This window comes from Achromobacter veterisilvae, from assembly GCF_037619525.1.
GTDB lineage: Bacteria > Pseudomonadota > Gammaproteobacteria > Burkholderiales > Burkholderiaceae_B > Achromobacter > Achromobacter veterisilvae.
The window spans coordinates 688,765-710,595 of sequence record NZ_CP148753.1; the positions used below are offsets into that span (position 1 = coordinate 688,765).

Here is a 21,831-nt window from a genome sequence, read left to right on the forward strand (position 1 = left end):
CGATGAAACCCCTGCACCTCCTGCTCTCCATCCTGGCCGTGGCCTGCCTGGCCGCGGTGCCGCTGGGCGTCACCAACACGTATTACCTGCACCTGATCGAAACCATCATGATCTACGCGATCCTGCTGTTCGGGCTCGACATCGTGGTGGGCTACACCGGCCAGGTATCGCTGGGCCACGCCGGCCTGTTCGGCATCGGCTCCTATGTGGCCGGCGTGCTGTTCTTCCATCTGCAGATGCCGATCTGGATCATCCTCCCGGCCGCGATCCTGATCGCGGCGGCCTTCGGGGCGGTGCTGGCGCTGCCGGCGCTGCGGGTCACGGGCCCGTACCTGGCCATGGTGACGCTGGCGTTCGGCACCATCATCCAGATCCTGATCAACGAGATGACCTTCCTGACCGAAGGCCCCCTGGGCATCAAGATCAACAAGCCGTCCATCGCCGGGCACATCCTCACCAAGAGCGAGTACTTCTGGCTGGTCGCCGCGCTGCTGGTGCTCTCGCTGATCGTGGTGCACCGCATCCTGAAGTCGCACCTGGGACGCTCGTTCGAGGCCTTGCGCGACAGCCCGATCGCGTCGGACTGCATGGGCGTGTCGGTGTACCGGCACAAGGTGTTCGCCTTCGTCATCAGCGCCGGCTTCGCCGGCCTGGCGGGCGCGCTGTATTCGTACTCGGAACAGTACATCTCGCCCAATACCTACAACTTCGAACTGACCATCCTGTTCCTGCTGGCCATCATCATGGGCGGGCGCAAGAGCCGCACGGGCGCGCTGCTGGGCGCCTCCATCATCGTGCTACTGCCCAAGATGCTGGACGACATCTCGACTTTCAGGCTGATCGCGCTGGGCGTGGCGATCCTGGTGACGGCGGGCAGCGCGGTCGCCGTGTCCAAGGGCCGCGCCGACCCCCGCCGGGTCGCCGTGCCCGTCGTCGGCACCATCCTCCTGGCGATCTTCTCGTTCTGGCTGGAAGCCGTGACCGACTGGCGCCTGACGATCTTCGGGGTCATGATCCTCTTCGTCGTGTACTACCTGCCCGACGGCATCGTGGGTTTCGTGCGCAACCTGTTCTTCTCCAGCCGCCGCACCGCGCTCGCGGTCAAGTCGGACCTGGTGAAGGCGCAGGAGGCGGTGCCCGACGCGGCCAAGGGCAAGGGCGAGACCCTGCTGGCGGCCAAGGGCGTGCTGATGCAGTTCGGCGGCCTGAAGGCGTTGAACGAGGTGGACCTGACCGTGAAGCGCGGCACCATCCATGGCCTGATCGGACCCAACGGCTCCGGCAAGAGCACCATGATGAACGTGCTGACGGGCATCTACGTGCCGACCGCCGGCGCGGTGGAGTTCTCGGGCAAGTCGCTGGTGGGCCTGGCGCCGGCGGACATCGCCGAGGCGGGCATTGCGCGGACCTTCCAGAACGTGCAGCTCTTCGGCGAAATGACCGCGCTGGAGAACGTGCTGGTCGGCCTGCACCACACCTTCACCACGGGGCTGGCCGGCATCGCGCTGCGCACGCCCAAGTGGAAGGGCGAGGAACAGGGCGCCCGCGCGCGCGCCATGGCGCTACTGGAATTCGTGGGCCTGGAATCGCTGGCCAGCGAAGAAGCCCGCAACCTGCCCTACGGCAAGCAGCGGCTGCTTGAAATCGCCCGCGCCCTGGCCCTGGACCCGCAACTGCTGTTGCTGGACGAACCCGCGGCCGGCCTGACCGCGCCCGACATCGTCGAGCTGCTGGCCATCATCCGCAAGGTGCGCGACCACGGCATCACGCTGATTCTCATCGAGCACCACATGGACGTGGTGATGGGGGTCTGCGACACCGTGTCGGTGCTGGACTTCGGCCAGAAGATCGCCGAGGGCCTGCCCAACGAAGTGCAAAGCAACGCCAAGGTCATCGAGGCGTATCTGGGCGGCGCGCCCGCCTGACGCCAAGGGGACGACAAGATGCTATCGATCAAGAATCTGGAAGCGGGCTACGGCAAAGTCAAAGTGCTGCACGGTATCAGCATGGAGGTGCCCAAGGCCAAGGTGGTGACGCTGATCGGCTCCAACGGCGCCGGCAAGACCACCACCATGCGGGCGCTGTCGGGCATGATCCGCCCCACCGCGGGCGAGATCACGCTGGGCGGCAAGCGCATAGACGGGCTCGAATCCCACCGCATCGCGCGGCTGGGGCTGGCGCACTCGCCCGAGGGACGGCGGGTGTTCCCGACCCTGTCGGTGACCGACAACCTGCTGCTGGGCGCCTTTCCGCGCCTGACGGGCAGCCGGCCCAAAGGCGACGTGCAGGCCGACCTGGGCCGCGCCATGGACCTGTTCCCGCGCCTGAAGGAACGCCGCGACCAATTGGCCGGCACGCTGTCCGGCGGCGAACAGCAGATGCTGGCCATGGCCCGCGCCGTGATGCTGAATCCTGAACTGGTGCTGCTGGACGAACCGTCGATGGGCCTGGCGCCGATCCTGGTGGAAGAAGTGTTCAGGATCATCGCGCGGCTGAAGGACGAAGGGGTCACGATGCTGCTGGTGGAGCAGTTCGCGGCCGCCGCGCTGAACGTGGCGGATTATGGATACGTGCTGGAAAACGGCCGGATTTCCGTGCATGGCAGCGCGGATAAGCTGAAGCACGATCCCGCCGTGGTCGCGGCGTATCTGGGCGGATCGCACTGAGGGAAACCGGCAAGAAGCAGGTGTCAGACACCCGTACGCCGGAGCAGGTGTCTGACACCCGTACGAGTTGGCCGTCCGTCTGAGGCGGAACTTCCCGGGTGTCAGACACCCAAGCGTTGCATGCTTTCGTTGGTGTCAGACACCCGGGCAGCGTCGGAGCAAGATGGAGAACGTCTCGTACGGGTGTCAGACACTTAGAGCCGCATCCCGTACCGGTGTCAGACACTGGAACGGGCATTCCGCAGGCGCCTGACACCGAAGCCGCCCCTCAGACTATCGTCAACGTCACATCGATGTTGCCGCGGGTCGCGTTCGAGTACGGGCACACGATATGCGCGGCCGCGACCAGTTTTTCGGCCTCGGCGCGCTCCATGCCCGGCAGCGAGATCTTCAGTTCCACTTCGATGCCGAAGCCGGTCGGAATGGGGCCGATGCCCACCGAACCGTCGATCGCCGCATTCGACGGCATGGCGATCTTGTCGCGGCCGGCGACGAACTTCATGGCGCCCATGAAGCACGCCGAATAGCCCACCGCGAACAACTGCTCGGGGTTGGTGCCGGCCGCGCCGGCGCCGCCCAGTTCCTTGGGCGTGGTCAGCTTGACGTTCAGGTTGCCGTCGTCGGTGGCGCCCGTGCCTTCACGGCCGCCGGTGACATGCGCATGGGCGCGGTACAGCACTTTTTCGATAGACATGATGCGTTTCCTTGGAAAGATAAAGGGGAACTGCCGGGCCTGGCGGGATCCTTCCCGTTTCGGCCTTACCAACAAAGTAGTACACAACTATATCGTGCACTACTTAAATGACCGGACGATGGCAGGCGCCAACGTCCGCCTCAAAGACTGGCGACCAGCTTCTCGCGCAGCGCGTGCAGGGCCTTCATGGTGTCCTGCGCCTCGTCCAGCGTGCATTGCGCGGCCGTGGCGACGGCCTGGGGCACGGCCTGCGCCTTGCCGCGCAAATCGCGGCCCTGCCGGGTCAAGGCCACGATCACCTGGCGCTCGTCGTCCAGGGCGCGCTGCCGCGTCACCAGTCCGGCCGCTTCCAGGCGCTTGAGCAACGGCGTCAGCGTGGCCGAGTCCAGGAACAGGCGCTCGCCGATGTCCGTCACCGTGATTTCGTCGCCTTCCCACAGCACCAGCATCACCAGGTATTGCGGATAGGTCAAGTCCAGGCCGCGCAGCAGCTTGCGGTACACCTTGTTCATCGCCAGCGAGGTCGAGTACAGGGCGAAGCAAAGCTGGCTGTCCAGCAGCAGCGGGTTGAAAGCGCCTTTGGGTTTGGATCTGGATTTCATTGCGCAATATTAAATAGCGCACTATTTATCGTCAAGCTTTTTTTTTGGCACGGCACGCGCTAGGCGCCCGCCTGCTCCCCTTCTCCCGTGGCGCGATCCGACCCGTATTGCTTCAGCCCTTCCAGGTCCAGCACCCGGACCGCGCCGTACTCCACGTTCAGCAATCCGGCTTCTTCCAGCTTGCGCAGCGCCTGGTTGGCCCGCTGGCGCGACACCCGGGCCAGATAGCCGACTTCTTCCTGCGTAATCGTCAGGCGCATGCCCATGCCGGGATACAGCAAAGGATTGAACAGCTCGGCCAGACAGCGGGCCACGCGCGCATCCGGGTCCAGCAGACGGTCGTACTCCGCCTTGCCGATGAACTGCGCCACGCGCTCGTTCAATTGGTGGAGCAGATAGCGGTTGAACGGGATGCTGGTGTCCAGCAGCCAGTCGAAGGTGGCGCTGGGCAGGCGCGCCACCACGGAATCCCGCAATGCCACGATGTCGTACTTGCGGATTTCGCTCTTGAGCAGCGACCCCTCGCCGATCCATCCGCCGGCGGGCACGCCGGTCAGCGACGCCACTTTGCCTTCGGCGTTGCCCACCGATACTTTGACCAGCCCGGCCAGCACGCCGATCCAAGCCTGTGCGAGTTCGCCTTTGCGCTCTATGATCGATCCGGCGGCCACCTGCTGCACGGTGAGGTCCCGCTCGACGCGCATTTGCTGTTCGCGGTCGAGCACGCGAAACCAGGCCGCGGCAAGTTGCAGGGAATCGGATAGCTGCATCGGGAATACCCTAAAAGGTCCTTGAATGTCGCGATGGTGACAGTTGGTAGCAACCCAACCTTATACCTTAACTCCTGCCGTAAATCTAAAACCAACTGGTCAAGCACCTCATCGCCATCGCCGCCCGCGCGGACTCCTGGCCCGAAGCGCCCAAACCGGAGGAGACAACGTGGCACATACATCGCCCGCATCCGCACGGATGCCGGCTGCGTCGGACACCTTTCCGGCGCTGCTGTTCACGCATGCCAAGGTTCGTGGGTCGCGGCCCGCGATACGCGAGAAAGATCTGGGGATCTGGCAAACCCTTACGTGGTCCGAAGTCGCGGAGCACGTCCGCCACGTCGCCCACGGCCTGGCCGCGCTGGGCATCCAGCCCGGCATGCACGTGGCCGTGGTCGGCGAGAACCGTCCCCGCCTATACATGGCCATGATGGCCGCGCAATCGCTGGGCGCGATTCCCGTGCCGCTCTACCAGGACGCCGTCGCCCAGGAAATGGTCTACGTGCTGCAGGATGCCGAGATCAGCGTGGCCATCGTCGAGGACCAGGAACAGGTCGACAAGATGCTCGAGATCAGCGAACAATGCCCCGCCCTGAAGCGCGTGGTGTTCGACGATCCGCGCGGCCTGCGCCACTACACCGACGCGATGCTGATGTCCTATGAAAAGCTGGAAGAGCTGGGCGCCGAATACGCCGCGCAGCACCCCGGCTTCCTGGATGGCGCCATCGCCGCCGTGCAGCCGCAGGACGCGGCCGCCATGTTCTATACGTCGGGCACGACCGGCAAGCCCAAGGGCGTCGTGCTGACGCACCACGCGCTGATCGACCGCGCGCGCGCCGTGTCCGAACTGGAAAACCTGACCGACCGGGAAGACGTGCTGGCCTACCTGCCGCCCGCCTGGATCGGCCAGAACATGTTCTCGTACACGCAGTTGCTGGTCACCGGCTTCACCGTGAACCATCCCGAATCGCCCGACACCGTGGCGATCGACATGCGCGACATCGGCCCCACCTATTACTTCGCGCCGCCGCGCGTGCTGGAAGGCCTGCTGACCCACGTGATGATCCGCATGGAAGACGCGGGATTCATCAAGCGCAAGCTGTTTGCCGGCTGCATGAAACTGGCGCGCCGCGTCGGCACGAAGATCCTGGACGGCGAATCGGTCGGCGCCTGGGACCGCCTGCGCTACGCGCTGGGCAACGCGCTGGTCTACGGCCCGCTGCGCAATGCGCTGGGCATGAGCCGCGTGCGGGTGGCCTATACGGCGGGCGAGGCCATCGGGCCCGACCTGTTCGTGTTCTACCGCTCGATCGGCATCAACCTGAAGCAACTGTACGGTTCCACCGAAACCTCCGTGTTCGTTTGCGTTCAGCCGGACGGCCACGTGCGCGACGACACCGTGGGCCCGCCCGTCGAGGGCGTGGAGATCCGCGTGGCCGACAACGGCGAGATCCTGGTCAAGAGCCCCGGTCTTTTCAAGGAGTACTACCGCAACCCCGAAGCGACTGCCGAGGCGCGCAGCGCCGACGGCTGGTTCCATACGGGCGACGCGGGCTATCTCGACACCGACGGCCAACTGAAGATCATCGACCGCGCCAAGGACGTGGGCAAGCTCGCCAACGGCAGCCTGTTCGCGCCGAAGTACATCGAGAACAAGCTCAAGTTCTTCCAGCACATCAAGGAAGCGGTCGCCTTCGGCGCCGACCGCGACGACGTGTGCGCCTTCATCAACATCGACCTGGAAGCGGTGGGCAACTGGGCCGAGCGGCGCGGCATGCCCTACGCCGGCTATACCGACCTCGCCTCCAAGGACGAGGTCTACCAACTGATCGCGGAATGCGTGGAACAGGTCAACGCCGACCTGGCCACGGATCCCAAGCTGTCGGCCTCGCAGATCAGCCGCTTCCTGATCCTGCACAAGGAACTCGACCCCGACGACGACGAGCTGACCCGCACGCGCAAGGTGCGCCGCGCCTTCATCGCGCAGAAGTACGGTGTGCTGATCGACGCCCTCTACAGCGGAAAGCAATCGCAGTACATCGAGACCGAAGTGAAATTCGAAGACGGACGCACCGGCAAGATTTCGGCGGACCTGAAGATCCGCCCGGTAAAGACGTTTCCCGCCATAACCGCCCGAGCCGCGTAGAGACCATGAGCCACAACGACCGCGACCAGCGCATCGGCGACGTCATGCTGGACATGCAGAACATTTCGCTGTCCTTCGGCGGCGTCAAGGCGCTGACGGATATTTCCTTCAACGTGCGCGAACACGAGATCCGCGCCATCATCGGCCCCAACGGCGCGGGCAAGAGCTCGATGCTCAACGTCATCAACGGAGTCTATACGCCCCAACAAGGCGGCATCGCATTCCGCGGCGAGCGCTTCTCGCGCATGAACCCCCGCCGCGCCGCCGAGATGGGCATCGCGCGCACGTTCCAGAACCTGGCGCTGTTCAAGGGCATGAGCGTGCTGGACAACATCATGACCGGCCGCAACCTGCGCATGAAATGCGGACTGCTGTCGCAGGCGTTCCGCCTGGGCCGGGCCGAGCGCGAAGAGATCCAGCATCGCGAATTCGTCGAGAACATCATCGACTTCCTGGAGATCCAGGCCTATCGCAAGACGCCGGTCGGCCGCCTGCCCTACGGCCTGCAAAAGCGCGTGGACCTGGGCCGCGCGCTGGCGATGGAGCCGCGCCTGCTGCTGCTGGACGAGCCGATGGCGGGCATGAACATCGAAGAGAAGCAGGACATGAGCCGCTTCATCCTGGATGTGAACGACGAATTCGGGACCACCATCGTGCTGATCGAGCACGATATGGGCGTGGTCATGGACATCTCCGACCGCGTGGTGGTGCTGGACTACGGCAAGAAGATCGGCGACGGCAAGCCGGACGAAGTCCGCGCGAATGAAGACGTCATCCGCGCTTACCTTGGCGTCGGCGGCGAAGCCGCCGTCGCCAAGGACGCTCCTGCGCTGAACTAGGAACAGACATGGGATTTTTTCTAGAGACCTTATTCGGCGGCCTGATGAGCGGCATGCTGTATGCCCTGATCGGCCTGGGCTTCGTCCTGATCTTCAAGGCGTCCGGCGTCTTCAACTTCGCGCAGGGCGCGATGGTGCTGGTGGCCGCGCTGTCCATGGCGCGCTTCTCGGAGTGGCTGCCGCGCTGGTTCGGCTTCGACAACATGATCCTGGCCAACGTGCTGGCGTTCATCGTCAGCGCGGCCGTGATGTTCGTGCTGGCGGTCGCCATCGAACGGTTCGTGCTGCGCCACCTGGTCAACCAGGAGGCCACCACCTTGCTGATGGCCACGCTGGGCATCAGCTACTTCCTGGACGGCCTGGGCCAGATCACGTTCGGCAGTTCGGTGTATTCCATCAACGTGGGCATGCCCAAGGATCCGCTGATGATCCTGGAGTCCGTCTTCGAAGGCGGGCTGCTGATCAACCTGGAGGACCTGACCGCGGCGGTCATCGCCGCCCTGCTGGTGGCGGCGCTGGCCCTCTTCTTCCAGTACACCTCGACCGGCCGCGCCCTGCGCGCGGTGGCCGACGACCACCAGGCCGCGCAATCCATCGGCATCCCGCTCAACCGGATCTGGGTGATCGTCTGGAGCGTGGCGGGCCTGGTGGCGCTGGTGGCCGGCATCATCTGGGGGTCGAAGTTCGGCGTGCAGTTCACGCTCTCCACCGCGGCGCTGCGGGCGCTGCCGGTGGTGATCCTGGGCGGCCTGACCTCGGTGCCGGGCGCCATCCTGGGCGGCCTGATCATCGGCGTCGGGGAAAAACTGTCCGAGGTCTACCTGGGGTCGCTCGTGGGCGGCGGTATCGAAATCTGGTTCGCCTATGTGCTGGCGCTGGTGTTCCTGCTGTTCCGTCCGCAAGGGCTGTTCGGCGAGAAGATCATCGACCGGGTCTGAGGAATAAAACATGTTCTATCGCGAAAACGGCCAATTCAAGACCAGCTATCGCGCTGACCAGCAGATCTTCCCGATCCGCCAGGACCGCATCTTCATCTGGCTGCTGCTGGCGGTGGCGTTCGTCGCCATCCCGGCGATGGCCAGCGACTACCTGCTGCGCGCCATCCTGATCCCCTTCCTGATCCTGGCGCTGGCCGCCGTGGGCCTGAACATCCTGGTGGGCTATTGCGGCCAGATCTCGCTGGGCACAGGCGCCTTCATGGCCGTCGGCGCCTACGCGGCCTGGAACTTCGGCGTGCGCTTTCCCGGCATGCCGCTGATCGTCCAGATCCTGCTGGGCGGCTTCTTCGCCACCATCGTCGGCGTGATATTCGGCATTCCCAGCCTGCGGATACGGGGCCTGTACCTGGCGGTGGCCACGCTGGCCGCGCAGTTCTTCGTGGACTGGGCGTTCCTGCGCATCCCCTTCTTCACGAACTACTCCTCGTCCGGCAGCGTGTCGGTGCCGCCGCTGACCGCCTTCGGCCTGCCCGTCCAGAGCGCCCTGGAAAAGTACCTGTTCGTGCTGATCCTGGTGGTGGTGTTCAGCCTCCTGGCCAAGAACCTGGTGCGCGGCGCGATCGGCCGCCAGTGGATGGCGATCCGCGACATGGACGTGGCGGCCTCCGTCATCGGCATCCGCCCCATGTACGCCAAACTGACGGCATTCGCGGTCAGCTCGTTCATCGTCGGCGTCGCCGGCGCCTTGTGGGGCTACATCCACCTGGGCTCCTGGGAACCGCTGGCGTTCGACCTGACGCGTTCGTTCCAGTTGCTGTTCATGGTGATCATCGGCGGCCTGGGATCTATCATCGGCAGCTTCTTCGGCGCGGCCTTCATCGTGCTGGTGCCGGTGGCGCTCACCAACATTCCGCACATGCTGGGGCTGCCGCTGTCGGTGGACACGGCGGCGCACGTGGAACACATGGTGTTCGGCGCGCTGATCGTGTTCTTCCTGATCGCCGAACCGCATGGGCTGGCCAGGCTGTGGAGCATCGGCAAGGAGAAGCTCCGCATCTGGCCGTTCCCTCACTGATTTCGCATTGATTTCCGCGGTCCGGAGCGGCACGAGCGTTCCGGATCCGCCCTGAATACCCGGCTCAAGACCGGGCCAATCCCGGTGTCCCAGGGTTTATAGACCCAAGCACCACGCAGGAGGTAAATGGAGATGAAGCGTCTTAACCTGAAGTTGGCGGCAGCCCTGGTGGCCGCAGCGGGCGCCGCCGGCGCCGTGGCCACGCCGGCGATGGCGGCCGAAGAGCAGTTCGTTCCGTTGCTGGTGTACCGCACCGGATCCTTCGCTCCCCTGGGCATCCCCTGGGCAGATGGCAAGCTGGACTACCTGAAGCTGGTCAACGAACGCGATGGCGGCGTCAACGGCGTCAAGATCACGTACGAAGAATGCGAAACCGCCTACGCCACCGACCGCGGCGTGGAATGCTACGAACGCCTGAAGGGCAAGGGCACCGGCGCATCGGGCTTCGACACCCAGTCCACCGGCATCACCTTCGCCGTCAGCGACAAGGCCATGGTCGACAAGGTGCCGGTCGAAACGATGGGCTACGGCCTGTCCCAGTCGGTCGACGGCAGCGTGTTCGAATGGAACTTCCCGCTGCTCGGCACGTACTGGACCGCGGCCGACGTGATGATCCAGGACATCGCCAAGAAAGAAGGCGGCATGGACAAGCTCAAGGGCAAGAAGATCGCCCTGGTCTACCACGACTCGCCTTATGGCAAGGAGCCCATCCCGCTGCTGCAGAAGCGCGCGGCCAAGGAAGGCTTCGAGCTGCTGCTGTATCCCGTGACCGCCCCCGGCGTCGAACAGAAGTCCACCTGGCTGCAGATCCGCCAGGCGCGCCCGGCCTACGTGCTGCTGTGGAGCGCGGGCATCATGACGCCCACCGCCGTCCGCGAAGCGCAGGCCAGCGGCTATCCGCGAGACAAGATGTACGCCATCTGGTGGGCCGGCTCCGAAGGCGACGTGAAAGACCTGGGCGACGTCGCCAAGGGCTACAACGCCATCACCGTGCACAACAGCGGCGCCGAGCACGACAAGGTCTACGACGACCTGAAGAAGTTCGTCTACGACAAGGGCCAGGGCGCGGACAAGACGGGCAAGACCACGCTGGGCACCGTCGCCTATACCCGCGGCCTGATGATCTCGATGCTGCAGGTGGAAGCGATCCGCACCGCGCAGGAAAAGTTCGGCAAGGGCAAGGCGCTGACGCCGGAGCAAGTGCGCTGGGGCTTCGAAAACCTGGACCTGACCCAGGAAAAGCTGGACAAGCTGGGCTTCGGCCAGATCATGCGCCCGGTCAAGACGGCTTGCGGCAACCACATGGGCGACGACTGGGCCCGCATCGTGCAGTGGGACGGCGCGAAGTTCAAGGTTGCCTCCGACTGGTACCAGTCGGACAAGACCATTCTCGATCCCATGGTCAAGGAAGCCGCGGCCAAGTACGCGAAGGAGAAGAACATCACTCCTCGAACGTGCGGCTGATCCCCCCCGAAGCGCCTTCGGCGCTTCCCCCCCAGGGGGGCGCCGCTGGGGACCGGCGTAGCCGGATCCGCCGCGGCCCCGCTTGGGGGGCGTCGGCTGCATGCGGCGCGGGTGCCGTAGGCGAGCCAAGGATGTTGATATGAACCGGCGATCGGCCCAGGGGGCCGGTCGCCACCACGCAGCAGGAACGATCATGACCGCCACTACTACCGCCGCCGCCGCGGACACGCCCAAGGTGCTGCTCGACGTGAACGGCATCGAGGTGATCTACAACCACGTGATCCTCGTGCTCAAGGGCGTGTCCCTGCAAGTTCCGGAAGGAAAGATCGTGGCGCTGCTGGGCGCCAACGGCGCCGGCAAGACCACCACGCTGCGCGCCATCTCGAACCTGCTCAAGGGCGAGCGCGGCGACGTGACCAAGGGCTACATCCAGTACCGCGACCAGCGCATCGAAAGGCTGTCGCCCGCCGAACTGGTCAAGCGCGGCGTGGTGCAGGTGATGGAAGGGCGCCATTGTTTCGCGCACCTGACCATCGAGGAAAACCTGCTGACCGGCGCCTATACGCGCAACATGGGCCGCGGCGACACCGCCTCGGCCCTGGACCGGGTCTACCAGTACTTTCCTCGCCTGAAGCAGCGCCGGACCAGCCAGGCCGGCTACACCTCGGGCGGCGAGCAGCAGATGACCGCCATCGGCCGCGCGCTGATGGCCAATCCCAACATGATCCTGCTGGACGAACCCTCCATGGGGCTGGCGCCGCAGATCGTCGAGGAGATCTTCGAGATCGTGCGCGACCTGAACCAGCGCGAACGCGTCAGCTTCCTGCTGGCGGAGCAGAACACCAACATCGCGCTGCGCTATGCCGACTACGGCTACATCCTGGAAAACGGGCGCGTGATGATGGACGGCGCGGCCTCGGACCTCGCCGAGAACGAGGACGTGAAGGAGTTCTACCTGGGCATTTCCAGCGGCGAACGCAAGAGTTTCCGCGACAACAAGTTCTACCGCCGCCGCAAACGCTGGCTGGCCTGATTCCTGGAGCGGCGAAGCCGGCGCGGTCCGGCCCGCCGCCGGCAACGACACCGCAGTACGGCACACGAGAGGGTGCGATCCCATGTCCGAGTTTTTCGATGTTCTGGAAACCCGCGCGCCCGAGCAGCGCGAGCGCGACCTGATGGCCGCCCTGCCCGGCGCGATCGCCCGGGCGATGGCCCGCGCGCCGGCCATCGCCGAGCAATTGCGCGGCATCGACCCCGCGGCCATCGCGTCCCGCGAGGCCCTGGCGCGCCTGCCCGTGCTGCGCAAGCATGAACTGCTGGAACGGCAGCAGCACAGCCGCGACGACGCCGCCGCGCCCGCCGGGCCGCGCAAGGCGTTCGGCGGCTTCTCGGCCATCGGCTGGGGAGAGGCGATGCGCGTCTTCGCCTCTCCGGGCCCCATCTATGAACCGGAAAGCGCGCGCGCCGACTACTGGCGCTTCGCCCGCGCGCTGCATGCGGCGGGTTTCCGCGCCGGCGAACTGGCCTACAACTGCTTTTCCTACCACTTCACGCCCGCCGGCTCCATGATGGAGACCGCCGCGCACGCCGTCGGATGCACCGTGTTCCCGGGCGGCACCGGGCAGACCGAGCAGCAGGTCCGCGCCATCCAGGACCTGGCGCCCACCGGCTACACGGGCACGCCCAGCTTCCTGAAGATCATCCTGGAGAAGGCCGACGAACTGGGCGTGAAACTGGATTCGCTGCGCCGCGCGCTGGTGTCCGGCGAAGCCTTCCCGCCGTCCCTGCGCGACTGGCTTGCCGCGCGCGGCATCGAAGGCTACCAGGCCTACGGCAGCGCCGACCTCGGCATGGTGGCCTTCGAAACGCCCGCCCGCGAGGGGCTGGTGCTGGGCGAGGACATCATCGTCGAAATCGTCCGGCCCGGCACCGGCGAACCCGTGCCGGACGGAGAAGTCGGCGAAGTCGTGGTCACCACCCTGAATCCGGACTACCCGCTGGTGCGCTTCGGCACCGGCGACCTGTCGGCCGTCATGCCCGGCCTCTCGCCCTGCGGGCGCACCAATACCCGCATCAAGGGCTGGATGGGGCGCGCGGACCAGACCACCAAGGTGCGCGGCATGTTCGTGCATCCGTCGCAGGTCGCCGACGTGGCGCGCCGCCATCCGGAAATCCTGCGCGCGCGGCTGGTGATCAGCGGCAGCACGGGCTCGGACCGCATGGTGCTCAAGGTGGAATCGCAGGCGCGCGGCGACGAACTTGCCAAGCGCATCGCGGAATCGGTGCGCGACGTGACCAAACTGCGCAGCGACGTGGAATGGGTGGACGCCGGCAGCCTGCCGAACGACGGCAAGGTCATCGACGACGTGCGCACCTACGAATGAACGTCGCGGCCGCCCGCCGCGTCGAGACCGCGTCGGCCTTGTTCCACGCGCGTGCGTGCCCGCGGGCCGGCCTACCGGCTTCTGGCTCTTTCCAGGATTGAAAATACCGCCATGCCGGCAAGCATGGCGGCCACGAACACCAGCGCCTGGGGCACGCCGGCGGACGCCGCCACCAGCGCCGGGCCCGGGCAGAAGCCGGCCAGCCCCCAACCGGCGCCGAACGCCAGGCTGCCGAGCGCCAGGCGCGCGTCGATGCCGGCCGCGGCAGGCCAGCGCAAAGGCTCGCCCGACAGGCTGGTCCGGCGCCGCCGCAACACGGCGAAACCCGCGGACGCGGCCAGCACGGCGCCCCCCATCACGAACGCGAGCGACGGATCCCAGTCGCCGGCGAGGTCCAGGAAGCCCAGCACCTTGGCTGGGTTGGCCATGCCGGAGACGATCAGCCCCAACCCGAACACCAGGCCCGACACGAAGGCGAACAATGCGTTCATGTCAGCCCGCCGCCAGATGCCGCATGGCGTAGACGACGCCGAAGCCCGCGGCCATGAACAGCGCCGTCGCCGCCAGCGAGCGGGGCGAGCCGCGCGCCACGCCGCAGACACCGTGGCCGCTGGTGCAGCCCGATGCATAGCGCGTGCCGATGCCCACCAGCAGGCCCGCGGCGATCAGGCGGGCCGTGCCGGCCTCGACCGCGATGACGGGCAGCGCGGCGCCGAGGCGGTACAGCCAGGGTGCCGCGAACAGGCCCAGCAGAAAGGCCAGCCGCCACGAACCGCCGCGCTCCATCGGCCACAGGCCGCCCAGGATGCCGCTGATGCCCGCGATGCGGCCCGCGCCGGCCATCAACAGCACGGCCGCCGCGCCGATCAACAAGCCGCCCAGGGCGGACGGCGCGGGAGTGAAGGCGGACCAGTCCAGATTCACTTGAGTGACTCCATCGCGCGGCCGCAGTACAAACTCGATAGCGTCTTCATGACCTGGCTGACCTCGAAGCTGGCCATCTGGTAGTAGACGTACTTGCCCTCGCGCCGCGTCGCCACCAGCCCTTCATCGCGCAACACCCCCAACTGCTGGGACAGCGTCGGCTGGCGGATGCCGGTCAGGGCTTCGAGTTCACCCACGTTGCGTTCGTTCTGCACCAGTTGGCAAAGCAGCAGCAGGCGGTCTTCGTTGGCCAGCGCCTTGAGCAGGGCGCAGGCCTGGGAGGCGGATTCGCGCAGGACGGCGGCCTCGCACTCGGTCAGGACTTCGTTCATTTGGGCAGCATCGATCGGCCTAGGAGAGATTGATCATTATATTGACCAATAGAATATTCAACAATATTATTGAAATATATATATTGTTTTGAGCGCGCAGCGATGCGCCGCCAGGCGAGCGTCCATGTCCCCCCAGATCCAAGGCTTTTTCGATCCCGTCACCGCCACGATCACCTACGTGGTCCATGAACCGGCGCCGGGCGGCGCTTGCGCCATCATCGATTCGGTCCTGGACTACGACCCCAAGTCCGGCCGCAGCGGCACCGGCAGCGCCGACCGCGTGGCCGACTACGTTCGCCAGCATGGCTTGAAGACCGAATGGCTGCTGGAAACCCACGCCCACGCCGACCACCTGTCGGCCGCGCCCTACCTGCAGCGGCAGTTGGGCGGAGTCATCGCCATCGGTCAAAGCATCCAGACCGTGCAGGGCGTGTTCAAGAAGATCTTCAACCTGGAACCGGAGTTCCAGTTGGACGGATCCCAATTCGGCCATCTGTTCGCCGACGGCGAAACCTTCCGCATCGGCGGACTGACGGCGCGGGCCCTCCACGTGCCGGGGCACACGCCGGCCGACATGGCCTACCTGATCGGCGACGCCGCCTTCGTGGGCGACACGCTGTTCATGCCCGACGTGGGCACCGCGCGCTGCGACTTCCCCGGCGGCGACGCCCATCAGCTATACCGCTCCATCCAGCGCCTGCTGAGCCTGCCCGCCGGCACCCGGCTGTACATGTGCCACGACTATCCGCCCGCCAGCCGCGACGCGTCCTGGCAGACCACGGTGGCCGAACAGCGCCGCGCCAACATCCATGTGCGCGACGGCATCGGCGAAGACGATTTCGTCGCCATGCGCACGCGGCGCGACGCCACGCTCGCCATGCCCACCCTCATCCTGCCCGCCATCCAGGTGAACATCCGCGCGGGCCACTTCCCGCCGGCCGAAGACAACGGCGTGCGCTACCTGAAGATACCCGTCGACGCGCTCTGACTCCCGGGGCCGCCCCCGCCCGGGCCGCATGTGCCGGGCTTGCGTGCCCCGCCCTTATCCCGCAAGATCGTCCGATCGCAGAATTGCCGACCAGACGGATCTCTCCATGTTCGCCGAAGCCGAAGCCGACCCCAGCCTCTCCAAGGAAGAATTCAAACCGCTGGAGGCGCGGCTGCGCGTCGCCCTGCTGAACGCGCAATACCAGCGCCTTGCCAGCGCCGAGAAGACGCTGCTGGTGGTCGTGGCCGGGATCGACGGCGCCGGCAAGGGCGCCACGGTCAACCTGCTCAACGAATGGATGGACCCGCGCCACATCAAGACGCTGGCCTATGGCCCGCGCGAAGGCGAAGCGCTGGAACGCCCGCCGCTGTGGCGCTACTGGAAGGACCTGCCGCCCAAGGGCAGCACCGGCATCGTGTTCGGTTCCTGGTACGCGCCGCTGATCCTCGAAGCCACGCGCAAGAAGCCCAACCAGGACAGCCTCGAGGCGCAGGCCGCGGTGATCCGGCGCTTCGAGGCGATGCTGGCCGCCGAAGGCGTGCAGATCGTCAAGCTCTGGTTCCACCTGTCGGCCGACGCCCAGAAGGCGCGCGCCAAGCGCCTCCTGGCCAGCCCGGAAACGTCGTGGCAGGTCAGTCCCGTCGACCTGAAGGTCTACAAGAAATACGACCGCATCCGCGCCGCCGGGCAGTCGGTGCTGAACCGCACGGACAGCGGCCACGCGCCCTGGGTCGTGATCCCCAGCGCCGACGAGAACATGCGCGCCGCCCGCACCGCGGAGGCGGTGCTGGCCGCCATGCGCCAGCGCGGCGTGCCCCGCATCCCGCCCTCGTTCGTGGCCCATTCCCGGCCCATGCGCGTGGTCGACCGCCTGGGGCAACTGGACTACGACGCCAAGATCGACAAAGACGATTACGAATCCGAACTGGGCCTGCTGCAGGGCAGGCTGGCGCGCGCCGCGCGTTCCCGGAAGTTCCTGGACCGGTCGCTGGTGCTGGTCTTCGAAGGCCAGGACGCGGCCGGCAAGGGCGGCGCCATCCGGCGCGTGACGCATGCGCTGGACGCCCGCCAATTCGACATCACCCCCGTCGCGGCGCCCAACAGCGAAGCGCTGGCCCGCCCCTACCTGTGGCGGTTCTGGCGCCAGGTGCCGCGCCACGGCCGCATCGCCATCTTCGACCGTTCCTGGTACGGCCGCGTGCTGGTCGAACGCGTCGAGAAGCTGGCCGCGCCCGCCAACTGGCGCCGGGCCTACGCCGAAATCAACGACTTCGAGGAACAGTTGGCGGCCAGCGGCGCGCTGGTGCTGAAATTCTGGCTGGCGGTCACGGCGGACGTGCAGTTGGAACGGTTCAAGGAACGCGAGAAATCGCCGTTCAAGAACTTCAAGATCACGGACGAAGACTGGCGCAACCGCGACAAATGGAAAGACTACGCGGCGGCGGCCAACGAAATGCTGACCCGGACCGACGTCGCCCATGCGCCCTGGCATCTGGTGTCCGCCAACGACAAGCGTTACGCTCGACTGCAAGTGCTGCGGCATATCGTCGAAGCCATGGAAGACCAACTCTGAAACGCCCGGGAGGCTGCAAGCCATGAGTACCGTAGAAATCCGTCCCATCGTCGCCGCCGACTTCGAAGCCTGGCTGCCGCTATGGAAAGGCTACCAGGACTTCTACCGCGTCGACATCAACGACGCCGTGACGCGCAATACCTGGGCGCGCTTCCTGGACGCGGCCGAACCCATGCACGCGGCGCTGGCCTACGACAGCGGCCGCGCCATCGGCCTGGTGCACTGGATTTTCCACCGGTCCACCTGGACCGCCGGCGACTACTGCTACCTGCAGGACCTGTTCGTGGCCCCGGACGTGCGCGGCACCGGCGCCGGCCGCAAGCTGATCGAACACGTATACGCGCAAGCCGCCGCGGCCAACTGCGCGCGCGTGTACTGGCTCACGCACGAAACCAACGCCACCGCCATCCAGCTCTACGACCGCATCGCCGACCGCTCCGGCTTCATCCAGTACCGCAAGGTGATGCCGTGAGCGCGCGCGACCCCAACTGTCCCCTGTGCCAGGAAGACGGCGGCACGCTGCTGTGGCGGGGGCCGCACCTGCGCATCATCGAGGTGGAAGATGCGGACTACCCCGGCTTCACGCGCGTGATCTGGAACGGCCACCTGGCTGAAATGACCAGCCTGTCCACGCACGGGCGCGAGCTGCTGATGCGGGCCGTGTACGTCGTGGAAGAGGCGCAGCAGGCCATCCTGGCGCCCGACAAGATCAACCTGGCCTCGCTGGGCAACATGGTCCCGCACCTGCATTGGCACGTGATCCCGCGCTGGCGCGGCGACCGCCACTTCCCCGATCCGATCTGGGCGCCGCCGCGGGTGCCGGCAGGCGCGGAATCCAGCGAATGGAAGGAACGGCAGGCGCGCGTGCAAGCCCAACTGCCGCGCTACCGCAACCGGCTGGTCGAGGCCATGAACGCCCTGCTCTGGCACTGACCCTGGTGGGCGCCGCGGCCCGCCGTCCTTTATTCAGCTAGAATTCAGGATCGCGCCGGACACGATCCCGCGGCAATCAAGGACGCCCAGACAGTGACAACGCCGGCTTCGGCCCGCCTCAAATCCCCCTCGTTCCTCCAGTCGTTCCTCCGCTCCGAAGCGCTGGGCGGCTACGTTCTCATGCTGGCCGCCCTGGTCGCGCTGGCGGTCGCCAACAGCCCCGCCGCCCCGTATTACTTCGGCGCGCTCGGAACCAAGCTGGGCTTCCAGGCGGGCCCGATCGTGCTCAAGGAAACCGCGCTGCACTGGATCAACGACGGCCTGATGGCCGTGTTTTTCCTGCTGGTCGGGCTGGAGATCAAGCGCGAAGTGCTGGACGGCCAGTTGCGCGGCGCCGCCCGCATCGTCCTGCCGGGCATCGCCGCGCTGGGCGGCATGGCGCTGCCCGCGCTGATCTACGTGCTGGTCAACGCCGGCAGCCCCGGCACGCTGCGCGGCTGGGCCATCCCCGCCGCGACCGACATCGCGTTCGCGCTGGGCATCCTGGCGCTGCTGGGCAGCCGCGTGCCGACATCGCTGAAGATCTTCCTGACCGCGCTGGCTATCCTGGACGACCTGGGCGCCATCGTCATCATCGCGCTGTTCTATACGTCGACGCTCAACACGTTCGCCCTGGGCATGTCGGGCGCCCTGCTGGCCTGCCTGTTCTGCCTGAACCGCGCGGGCGTATTGCGCCAGACGCCCTATCTGCTGATCGGCGCGGTGCTGTGGTATTTCGTCTTCAAGTCCGGCGTGCATGCCACGCTGGCCGGCGTGGCGCTGGCGCTGGCCATCCCGCTGCGCCCGCAGAACCAGGGGCAGCCTGGCGCGCATTCCCCGCTGCACGCGCTGGAACATGCCTTGCACAAGCCGGTTGCCCTGTTGATCGTCCCGCTGTTCGGCTTTGCCAACGCGGGCGTGTCCTTCGCCGGCCTGGGCCTGGGCAGCCTGGCGCAGCCCGTGCCGCTGGGCGTGGCCCTGGGCCTGTTCCTGGGCAAGCAGGTGGGCGTGTTCGGCTTTGCCTGGCTGGCCATCAAGAGCGGCATCGCCAGCCTGCCGCGGCATGCCACCTTTCCGCAACTGTACGGGGTCGCCCTGCTGTGCGGCATCGGATTCACGATGAGCCTGTTCATCGGGGCCCTGGCCTTCACCGACCCGGCCGCCGTGGACGCCACCAAGATCGGCGTGCTGACGGGGTCGCTGGCGTCCGCCGTCGCCGGTTTCGCGCTGCTGCGCGCCTGCGGCGCGTCCCCCGGCCGCCCGGAAAAGCCGTGAAATGGCGCGGCGGGCGCTAAAGTAGGCGGGGTCAGCCGCCACGATCCCGAGGAGCCGCCATGAAACCGCCCGTCATCACCCTGCAGCGCGTCTACGAAGGCACCGGCCCGGCGGGCAGCTACCGGGCGCTCGTGGACCGCGTCTGGCCGCGCGGGCTGCGCCGGGCCGACCTGGGGCTGGACGAATGGGCCCGCGACCTCGCGCCCACCGCCGAACTGCGAAAGTGGTTCAACCACGTCGAGGAACGCTGGGAAGAATTTCGCCGCAAGTACCTGGCCGAGCTGGCCGCGCCCGAACAGCAGGACCGCATGGCCGCCCTGCTGGAGGCCGCCGGCAAACGGCCGCTGACCCTGCTGTACGGCGCCCACGACGCCGAACACAACCAGGTGGTCGTGCTGCGCGACGCCCTGCTGGACTACGCCCGCCATCACGGCAAACGGTCCGCCTGAGCCCTCCGGCGCGGCCGGACACCCCCGCGCCGCCCGCGTTCAGCCTGCTCTCATGCTGAAGCGCTACCATCGAACCATGCTCCCTGCATCCGTGGGCGACGCGGCCCAGCCCGGCCCACAGTCAATCCCAACCTGGAGGTAACAGCATGCAGCATGACCTGAACGGAAAAACCGCCGTCGTCACCGGCGCCGCCAGCGGCATCGGCAAGGAAATCGCCCTGACGCTCGCGCGCGCGGGCGCGGCGGTCGCGATCGCCGACCTGAACCAGGCGGGCGCCGAAGCCGTCGCCCGGGAAATCGAGCAGGCTGGCGGCAAGGCCATGGGCGTCGCGATGGACGTCACCAGCGAAGAGGCCGTGAACCAGGGCATCGACCGCGTGGCCGCCGCCTATGGCGGCATCGACATCCTGGTCTCGAACGCCGGCATCCAGATCGTGAACCCCATCGAGAACTTCGCCTACGCCGACTGGAAGAAGATGCAGGCGATCCACGTCGACGGCGCCTTCCTCACAACCAAGGCGGCGCTCAAGCATATGTACAAGGGCGATCGGGGCGGCGTCGTCATCTACATGGGTTCGGTCCATTCGCACGAAGCCTCGCCGCTGAAATCCGCCTATGTCGCCGCCAAGCACGCGCTGCTGGGCCTGGCCCGCGTGCTCGCCAAGGAAGGCGCGGCCCACAACGTGCGCTCGCACGTGATCTGCCCGGGCTTCGTGCGCACGCCCCTGGTGGAAAAACAGATCCCGGAACAGGCCAAGGAACTGGGCATCAGCGAGGAAGACGTTGTCAAGAAAGTCATGCTGGGCGACACAGTGGACGGGGTGTTCACGACCGTCGAGGACGTGGCGCAGACCGCCCTGTTCCTGGCCGCCTTTCCCAGCGCCGCGCTCACCGGCCAGTCGTTCGTGGTCAGCCACGGCTGGTACATGCAATAGGGCGGCAGGCCCCTGCGCGGTCTTTGGTACCCTAGCCCCCTTACGGGCCGGCGCGTTCTTGCGCGCCGGCGGGCCTGTCTAGAGGAAACCCCATGTCTTTCAGTTCCGACGCCTGGGCGCGCAATGCCGCGCTGTACGAAACAACGCGCACCATGCCGTTCAACCAGGAACTGGCCAGCGGCCAGCTCGATGAGAACGCCTTTCGCCACTACATGATCCAGGACGCGCACTACCTGGTCGCGTTCGGACGCGCCCTGGCCATCGCGGCGGCCAAGGCCGACCACGCCGACGGCGTGGTGCAGTTCGCGGACGCGGCCAAGGGCGCCGTCATCGTCGAGCGCAGCCTGCACGCCGGCTTCATGAAGCAGTTCGGCATCGACGCGGCCACCTTCGAAGCCACGCCGCTGTCGCCCGCCAGCCACCACTACACCAGCTTCCTGATCGCCACCGCCTGGAGCGCCCCCTACCCGGTGGCGCTTGCGGCGCTGCTGCCGTGCTTCTGGATCTACGCCGAGATCGGCCGCGACATCCAGGCGCGCGCGGCCAAACCCAACCCCTACGCAGCGTGGATCGACGCCTACGCCGGCGAGGAATTCCACGCGCTGGTGCGCGCCGTCATCGCCACCGTGGACCGCAGCGCGGAAGCCGCGTCGGCGGAAACGCGCGAGGCCATGCACCAGGCCTACACGCATGCCGCGCAGTTGGAATGGATGTTCTGGGATTCGGCCTACCGCCAGGCCGGCTGGCCCGTCTGAGGCCCTGGCACGGCGGGCACGCGCGTCCTGCCGCGCGTGCCCGATCCCAT

Annotated in this window: 23 protein-coding genes; 17 read left to right on the plus strand and 6 right to left on the minus strand. The window is 66.7% G+C overall.

Annotated features, from left to right (window positions below):
- The first annotated feature begins 2 nt into the window (after nucleotides 1-2).
- Nucleotides 3-1,925: an ABC transporter permease subunit gene (locus WHX56_RS03190; RefSeq protein WP_287752358.1), complete on the plus strand. Its 1,923-nt coding sequence runs from the start codon at nucleotides 3-5 to the stop codon at nucleotides 1,923-1,925.
- 18 nt (nucleotides 1,926-1,943) lie between these two features.
- A complete protein-coding gene (locus tag WHX56_RS03195) occupies nucleotides 1,944-2,666 on the plus strand; it encodes an ABC transporter ATP-binding protein (protein WP_129240383.1) in 723 nt (240 codons plus the stop codon).
- Between the two features lie 268 nt (nucleotides 2,667-2,934).
- On the opposite strand, the gene WHX56_RS03200 is transcribed toward WHX56_RS03195, so the two are convergent.
- The 3 genes from WHX56_RS03200 to WHX56_RS03210 all read right to left on the minus strand — a co-directional run bounded on the left by WHX56_RS03200 (nucleotide 2,935) and on the right by WHX56_RS03210 (nucleotide 4,732).
- Entirely contained in the window at nucleotides 2,935-3,360 is a 426-nt protein-coding gene (locus WHX56_RS03200) for an organic hydroperoxide resistance protein (protein ID WP_338880393.1), read from the minus strand.
- A gap of 140 nt (nucleotides 3,361-3,500) precedes the next feature.
- Nucleotides 3,501-3,962 (minus strand): MarR family transcriptional regulator, encoded by a 462-nt coding sequence (locus WHX56_RS03205; protein WP_338880395.1) that lies wholly within the window; start codon nucleotides 3,960-3,962, stop codon nucleotides 3,501-3,503.
- 59 nt (nucleotides 3,963-4,021) lie between these two features.
- The gene (locus WHX56_RS03210; RefSeq protein ID WP_129240386.1) at nucleotides 4,022-4,732 is read right to left on the minus strand and encodes a Crp/Fnr family transcriptional regulator; all 711 of its coding nucleotides are present in this window, start codon (nucleotides 4,730-4,732) and stop codon (nucleotides 4,022-4,024) included.
- 169 nt (nucleotides 4,733-4,901) lie between these two features.
- On the opposite strand from WHX56_RS03210, the gene WHX56_RS03215 reads away from it, so the two are divergent.
- The 7 genes from WHX56_RS03215 (at nucleotide 4,902) to WHX56_RS03245 (ending at nucleotide 13,578) form a co-directional block, all read left to right on the plus strand.
- A complete protein-coding gene (locus tag WHX56_RS03215; RefSeq protein ID WP_338880397.1) occupies nucleotides 4,902-6,878 on the plus strand; it encodes an AMP-dependent synthetase/ligase in 1,977 nt (658 codons plus the stop codon).
- 5 nt (nucleotides 6,879-6,883) lie between these two features.
- Complete coding sequence (locus WHX56_RS03220; RefSeq protein ID WP_338880398.1) at nucleotides 6,884-7,717, plus strand: ABC transporter ATP-binding protein; 834 nt, start codon at nucleotides 6,884-6,886, stop codon at nucleotides 7,715-7,717.
- Nucleotides 7,718-7,725: 8 nt separating this feature from the next.
- Complete coding sequence (locus tag WHX56_RS03225; protein WP_129240389.1) at nucleotides 7,726-8,655, plus strand: branched-chain amino acid ABC transporter permease; 930 nt, start codon at nucleotides 7,726-7,728, stop codon at nucleotides 8,653-8,655.
- 10 nt (nucleotides 8,656-8,665) lie between these two features.
- A complete protein-coding gene (locus WHX56_RS03230) occupies nucleotides 8,666-9,730 on the plus strand; it encodes a branched-chain amino acid ABC transporter permease (RefSeq protein ID WP_129240390.1) in 1,065 nt (354 codons plus the stop codon).
- 126 nt (nucleotides 9,731-9,856) lie between these two features.
- Nucleotides 9,857-11,194 (plus strand): ABC transporter substrate-binding protein, encoded by a 1,338-nt coding sequence (locus tag WHX56_RS03235; protein ID WP_338880400.1) that lies wholly within the window; start codon nucleotides 9,857-9,859, stop codon nucleotides 11,192-11,194.
- Nucleotides 11,195-11,387: 193 nt separating this feature from the next.
- Complete coding sequence (locus WHX56_RS03240; RefSeq protein WP_129240392.1) at nucleotides 11,388-12,227, plus strand: ABC transporter ATP-binding protein; 840 nt, start codon at nucleotides 11,388-11,390, stop codon at nucleotides 12,225-12,227.
- Between the two features lie 82 nt (nucleotides 12,228-12,309).
- Complete coding sequence (locus WHX56_RS03245; protein ID WP_338880402.1) at nucleotides 12,310-13,578, plus strand: phenylacetate--CoA ligase family protein; 1,269 nt, start codon at nucleotides 12,310-12,312, stop codon at nucleotides 13,576-13,578.
- A gap of 71 nt (nucleotides 13,579-13,649) precedes the next feature.
- Here the strand turns inward: WHX56_RS03245 and WHX56_RS03250 are convergent, their stop codons facing one another.
- From WHX56_RS03250 to WHX56_RS03260, 3 genes are read right to left on the minus strand one after another with little or no spacing between them, the layout of a single operon-like run.
- A complete protein-coding gene (locus WHX56_RS03250) occupies nucleotides 13,650-14,069 on the minus strand; it encodes a DUF6691 family protein (RefSeq protein ID WP_338880404.1) in 420 nt (139 codons plus the stop codon).
- A gap of 1 nt (nucleotide 14,070) precedes the next feature.
- On the minus strand, nucleotides 14,071-14,502 hold the full coding sequence (locus WHX56_RS03255) for a YeeE/YedE family protein (protein WP_338880405.1): 432 nt from the start codon (nucleotides 14,500-14,502) through the stop codon (nucleotides 14,071-14,073).
- Nucleotides 14,499-14,834 (minus strand): ArsR/SmtB family transcription factor, encoded by a 336-nt coding sequence (locus tag WHX56_RS03260; RefSeq protein WP_129240396.1) that lies wholly within the window; start codon nucleotides 14,832-14,834, stop codon nucleotides 14,499-14,501. Before WHX56_RS03260 ends, WHX56_RS03255 begins: the two co-directional genes overlap by 4 nt.
- 124 nt (nucleotides 14,835-14,958) lie before the next feature.
- Here WHX56_RS03260 and WHX56_RS03265 point away from each other — a divergent pair, with 124 nt between their 5' ends.
- The 8 genes from WHX56_RS03265 (at nucleotide 14,959) to tenA (ending at nucleotide 21,781) form a co-directional block, all read left to right on the plus strand.
- Nucleotides 14,959-15,822 carry an MBL fold metallo-hydrolase gene (locus tag WHX56_RS03265; RefSeq protein ID WP_129240397.1) on the plus strand — a complete coding sequence of 288 codons (864 nt, stop codon included), beginning with the start codon at nucleotides 14,959-14,961 and terminating at the stop codon, nucleotides 15,820-15,822.
- A 106-nt stretch (nucleotides 15,823-15,928) separates the two neighbouring features.
- Nucleotides 15,929-17,395: a polyphosphate:AMP phosphotransferase gene (gene pap / locus WHX56_RS03270; RefSeq protein WP_129240398.1), complete on the plus strand. Its 1,467-nt coding sequence runs from the start codon at nucleotides 15,929-15,931 to the stop codon at nucleotides 17,393-17,395.
- Nucleotides 17,396-17,417: 22 nt separating this feature from the next.
- The gene (locus WHX56_RS03275) at nucleotides 17,418-17,867 is read left to right on the plus strand and encodes a GNAT family N-acetyltransferase (RefSeq protein WP_338880408.1); all 450 of its coding nucleotides are present in this window, start codon (nucleotides 17,418-17,420) and stop codon (nucleotides 17,865-17,867) included.
- Nucleotides 17,864-18,328, plus strand: a complete 465-nt coding sequence (locus WHX56_RS03280) for an HIT family protein (protein WP_129240400.1) — start codon at nucleotides 17,864-17,866, stop codon at nucleotides 18,326-18,328. The genes WHX56_RS03275 and WHX56_RS03280 overlap by 4 nt, the downstream gene beginning before the upstream one ends.
- A 93-nt stretch (nucleotides 18,329-18,421) precedes the next feature.
- Nucleotides 18,422-19,642 (plus strand): Na+/H+ antiporter NhaA, encoded by a 1,221-nt coding sequence (gene nhaA, locus WHX56_RS03285; protein ID WP_338880410.1) that lies wholly within the window; start codon nucleotides 18,422-18,424, stop codon nucleotides 19,640-19,642.
- Nucleotides 19,643-19,701: 59 nt separating this feature from the next.
- Nucleotides 19,702-20,091, plus strand: a complete 390-nt coding sequence (locus WHX56_RS03290) for a DUF488 domain-containing protein (RefSeq protein WP_338880412.1) — start codon at nucleotides 19,702-19,704, stop codon at nucleotides 20,089-20,091.
- Nucleotides 20,092-20,237: 146 nt separating this feature from the next.
- Entirely contained in the window at nucleotides 20,238-21,026 is a 789-nt protein-coding gene (locus WHX56_RS03295) for a 3-hydroxybutyrate dehydrogenase (RefSeq protein ID WP_287752135.1), read from the plus strand.
- 92 nt (nucleotides 21,027-21,118) lie between these two features.
- Entirely contained in the window at nucleotides 21,119-21,781 is a 663-nt protein-coding gene (gene tenA / locus WHX56_RS03300) for a thiaminase II (RefSeq protein ID WP_287752133.1), read from the plus strand.
- The last annotated feature ends 50 nt before the right edge of the window (nucleotides 21,782-21,831 follow it).

Bases quoted from the DNA above. Each gene is read 5' to 3' on its own strand.
- WHX56_RS03190 (WP_287752358.1), top strand. From the start codon at position 3: ATGAAACCCCTGCACCTCCTGCTCTCCATCCTGGCCGTGGCCTGCCTG.
- WHX56_RS03195 (WP_129240383.1), top strand. From the start codon at position 1,944: ATGCTATCGATCAAGAATCTGGAAGCGGGCTACGGCAAAGTCAAAGTG.
- WHX56_RS03200 (WP_338880393.1), bottom strand. From the start codon at position 3,360: ATGTCTATCGAAAAAGTGCTGTACCGCGCCCATGCGCATGTCACCGGC.
- WHX56_RS03205 (WP_338880395.1), bottom strand. From the start codon at position 3,962: ATGAAATCCAGATCCAAACCCAAAGGCGCTTTCAACCCGCTGCTGCTG.
- WHX56_RS03210 (WP_129240386.1), bottom strand. From the start codon at position 4,732: ATGCAGCTATCCGATTCCCTGCAACTTGCCGCGGCCTGGTTTCGCGTG.
- WHX56_RS03220 (WP_338880398.1), top strand. From the start codon at position 6,884: ATGAGCCACAACGACCGCGACCAGCGCATCGGCGACGTCATGCTGGAC.
- WHX56_RS03225 (WP_129240389.1), top strand. From the start codon at position 7,726: ATGGGATTTTTTCTAGAGACCTTATTCGGCGGCCTGATGAGCGGCATG.
- WHX56_RS03230 (WP_129240390.1), top strand. From the start codon at position 8,666: ATGTTCTATCGCGAAAACGGCCAATTCAAGACCAGCTATCGCGCTGAC.
- WHX56_RS03235 (WP_338880400.1), top strand. From the start codon at position 9,857: ATGGAGATGAAGCGTCTTAACCTGAAGTTGGCGGCAGCCCTGGTGGCC.
- WHX56_RS03240 (WP_129240392.1), top strand. From the start codon at position 11,388: ATGACCGCCACTACTACCGCCGCCGCCGCGGACACGCCCAAGGTGCTG.
- WHX56_RS03245 (WP_338880402.1), top strand. From the start codon at position 12,310: ATGTCCGAGTTTTTCGATGTTCTGGAAACCCGCGCGCCCGAGCAGCGC.
- WHX56_RS03250 (WP_338880404.1), bottom strand. From the start codon at position 14,069: ATGAACGCATTGTTCGCCTTCGTGTCGGGCCTGGTGTTCGGGTTGGGG.
- WHX56_RS03260 (WP_129240396.1), bottom strand. From the start codon at position 14,834: ATGAACGAAGTCCTGACCGAGTGCGAGGCCGCCGTCCTGCGCGAATCC.
- WHX56_RS03265 (WP_129240397.1), top strand. From the start codon at position 14,959: ATGTCCCCCCAGATCCAAGGCTTTTTCGATCCCGTCACCGCCACGATC.
- pap (WP_129240398.1), top strand. From the start codon at position 15,929: ATGTTCGCCGAAGCCGAAGCCGACCCCAGCCTCTCCAAGGAAGAATTC.
- WHX56_RS03275 (WP_338880408.1), top strand. From the start codon at position 17,418: ATGAGTACCGTAGAAATCCGTCCCATCGTCGCCGCCGACTTCGAAGCC.
- WHX56_RS03290 (WP_338880412.1), top strand. From the start codon at position 19,702: ATGAAACCGCCCGTCATCACCCTGCAGCGCGTCTACGAAGGCACCGGC.
- WHX56_RS03295 (WP_287752135.1), top strand. From the start codon at position 20,238: ATGCAGCATGACCTGAACGGAAAAACCGCCGTCGTCACCGGCGCCGCC.
- tenA (WP_287752133.1), top strand. From the start codon at position 21,119: ATGTCTTTCAGTTCCGACGCCTGGGCGCGCAATGCCGCGCTGTACGAA.